The following is a 2,328-nucleotide window of genomic DNA, read 5'->3' on the forward strand; positions in this document are numbered from 1 at the left end:
GATTCCTGAATGTCATCACTGACGGAGAGTTCCAGTTTGAATGTTCCGATGGCGGTTGCCTGACTCGTTTTCGGTATTTCAAGGCGGTTCACATCAAAGAAAGAAAACCTTGAGTTCGTTTCCCGGGGTGAGTTCGTTTTGCGGAAAGTCAGGGAGGCTCTTTAAATGATTTTGGCCTGAAGAACCCCAGAGAATGAAAAGCGGCGGCCTTCCCGGCCTGATACAGGTAATCTTCACGCATTACGACGATCAGTTCTCGTCAGATTGTCTGGAACTGCCGATGCTGTTGTTGTTTGAAAAGAATGTTCGAATACTGTAAAATGGGCGGCCGGCCGGGCTACTTGTGAAATCTGCAATTATCTGACCTGACAGATTAGTTATCCATGCTCTGGAAGATAAATATTTTGCGTTTGATTTATGTTAGCAGATGTTGTTACATAAATTAATGTTTATATAATCGGACTCTGTTTTATGCACTGTGCTTTCGTATCTGAATTTTAATTCATTGATCCAGGTATCGCAGTAAAATTATTTAAAACAGATTGTTTATAACACGCATTGTTTGCGTGCAATTTTTTTATTTATAAATATCGTGATAAAACCATGAAAAAATCAACTTTCGTAACTGCCATCATGTTTTCTTTATTGATTTCAGGATGCGCCGGAACTCACCTTTCCACAGAAGAAGTTCACCAGTTCAACATCAATACAGATACCGAAGCCACGGTTAAAAGCAGAATAGGAGAGCCCTGGCAAACATTTAATGCCGTAAACGAAGAGGAAATGAAGGCGGTACTGACAAAGCTTCCTGAAATCAGAACTGCTGACTACATCCACAGACTGGGAGTATATACTTTCAGCTTCAGTCCGCTGCTCAGCCACGATAACGCCTACTTTGAGCTTAATATTTTTATCTATTCCCCGGACGGAGTACTCAGGGACGTTGCTGAATATACCTGCTATACCCAGCAAAGCTGCGAGGATATGCTTGAAGCCGAAAAGCAAAAATATGCTCTGGAAGACTGGCAGAAGCTCAGCGACGATGTAAAAGTTCTTTTGAAGGACAAAAAGGAAAAGCAGCTTATTGCCGAAAAACAGAAAAAGGCAGAGGAAGAAAGAAAAAGACGTCTGGCTCTGGCCCAGGCCGCCAAGGTTCAAAAGAAATCCGCAGCATCAGGGAAAGTCCGCGCAGTACCGGCTAATAACGGCGGAAGCACTGCCGGCACCAGCACTGTAAAGGAAGTAACCCCCGCAGCAGCGCCATCAGCTCCGGCAACCCCGGCGTCTTCAGGATCGGTTCCTGCCGAACAGCCTAAAACAACCGTGCGCAAGAACATCGGCATCTAATCATTTATCAGAAAAATAAGGAAACTCAGCGAACATGAAAACTGCATTGTCAGCATTGCTTGGTCTGATAGTCCTCAGCGCTCCAGTACTGATCACAGGGTGCGGTGATCCCACTCTTGATCTGAACGGGAGCAAGGATGAGCAGAAAGAAAGTATTTTGAATGTCGTCAATAGTTATGATACCGAGGACAGAATTGCTTTTCTGACCTGGTATCGCGGGAATGAATCGCAAAATAAGATAATCAACGGCAGAAAGGCATCTGAAATAATAAAAATCGTCAGAGATGACTGGAAAGAGGCCTACGTTAAAAGAAACCTGAACCCCAATAAACTGAATTTTACTTTAAGCCAAGTGCTGAAATCCAAAGAGAAAGATTCTGCCCTATGCGATGCGTCAGGTACGGAAATACCGATGAGCGACGTTGAAAAGGAAAGAATCGCCAGATTAAAAATGGAAGCCGATCTCTTCAATCATATAACTTTTTCATGCGAGGTTAATCCTGCCAATCCTGCCAGTGCCTTGCTTGTTACCGTCAAGAATGACAATACTGTCCCCTTAAGCGCTCTTTCGATTCATGTAGACAATACCTTCATTCAGGAGATCGAAATTGCCGGGGGAGTTGCTCCTGGAGAAACTAAGTCCCTTGAAGTATCAACCCGAGCTGCTCAAAAAGTCAGGGAGGGATATGAATGCCGGCCGGGCATGTTCACTTTTTACACCCCGAACGATGGTAAAAAAATTGTTCTGGGGGTGCTGTACGAAAACGGAGCTAACGGCGAGTTTTTGCTCCGGGATCTTCCTGATTTCTACAAATTCTACGGCGAAAAAACAGCATATTACGAAGAACAGTCAGGGAAAAACAAAGCCTGCGAAGTCATTAAAGCAAGGGTACCAAAGGTCATCGACGATGCAGTGCAGAAAGCGCAGTCCCTTACCGGAATTTCAGCCCAGGAGGAAAAATAATGAAAATCAAGTTTTTA

At 44.1% G+C, this 2,328-nt stretch carries 2 protein-coding genes; both read left to right on the top strand.

Translation table 11 applies throughout. The features are described 5' to 3' along the window. Window positions 1-603 precede the first annotated feature (603 nt). Window positions 604-1,347: a hypothetical protein gene (locus ACJROR_RS02270; RefSeq protein ID WP_406545681.1), complete on the top strand. Its 744-nt coding sequence runs from the start codon at window positions 604-606 to the stop codon at window positions 1,345-1,347. A gap of 34 nt (window positions 1,348-1,381) precedes the next feature. Next, entirely contained in the window at window positions 1,382-2,311 is a 930-nt protein-coding gene (locus tag ACJROR_RS02275; RefSeq protein ID WP_406545682.1) for a hypothetical protein, read from the top strand. The last annotated feature ends 17 nt before the right edge of the window (window positions 2,312-2,328 follow it).

Origin of the sequence: Succinimonas sp., assembly GCF_045225735.1 — a bacterium.
Classification (GTDB): Bacteria; Pseudomonadota; Gammaproteobacteria; order Enterobacterales; family Succinivibrionaceae; genus Succinimonas.

Bases quoted from the DNA above. Each gene is read 5' to 3' on its own strand.
- ACJROR_RS02270 (WP_406545681.1), top strand. From the start codon at position 604: ATGAAAAAATCAACTTTCGTAACTGCCATCATGTTTTCTTTATTGATT.
- ACJROR_RS02275 (WP_406545682.1), top strand. From the start codon at position 1,382: ATGAAAACTGCATTGTCAGCATTGCTTGGTCTGATAGTCCTCAGCGCT.